The 382-nt window shown below is 65.2% G+C and carries 1 pseudogene; it reads left to right on the forward strand.

The features are described 5' to 3' along the window. Positions 1 to 50 precede the first annotated feature (50 nt). A pseudogene (locus SB725_RS30270) lies at positions 51 to 382 on the forward strand (histidine kinase); the annotation flags it as partial.

Raw genomic sequence — 382 nt, forward strand, 5'->3', positions numbered from 1 at the left:
CTGAAGTGAGCGCAGATTGAACCGAATGTCTTGTCGCAGAGAGATAACCCATGAGTGATTCCGGTCGAGCCGACGCGCTGCTAGCCGAGCTGCCACGGGACGGCCGCGGCCGGCTCAAGGTGTTCCTGGGCGCCGCCCCCGGGGTTGGCAAGACCTACGCCATGCTCCAGGCGGCCCATAGCCAACTGCGCCAAGGGGTCAAGGTGCTTGCCGGGGTGGTGGAGACCCACGGCCGCGCCGAGACCGAAGCCTTGTTGAGCGGGCTGCCCCAGCAGCCCTTGGTGCGTTCGGAATACCGTGGCGTATTGCTGGAGGAAATGGACCTCGACGGCCTGCTCAAGGCCAAGCCCAAGCTGGTACTGGTGGACGAACTGGCCCACAG

Source organism: Pseudomonas sp. SIMBA_041, from assembly GCF_046535095.1.
In the GTDB taxonomy this organism is placed as follows: domain Bacteria; phylum Pseudomonadota; class Gammaproteobacteria; order Pseudomonadales; family Pseudomonadaceae; genus Aquipseudomonas; species Aquipseudomonas mucoides.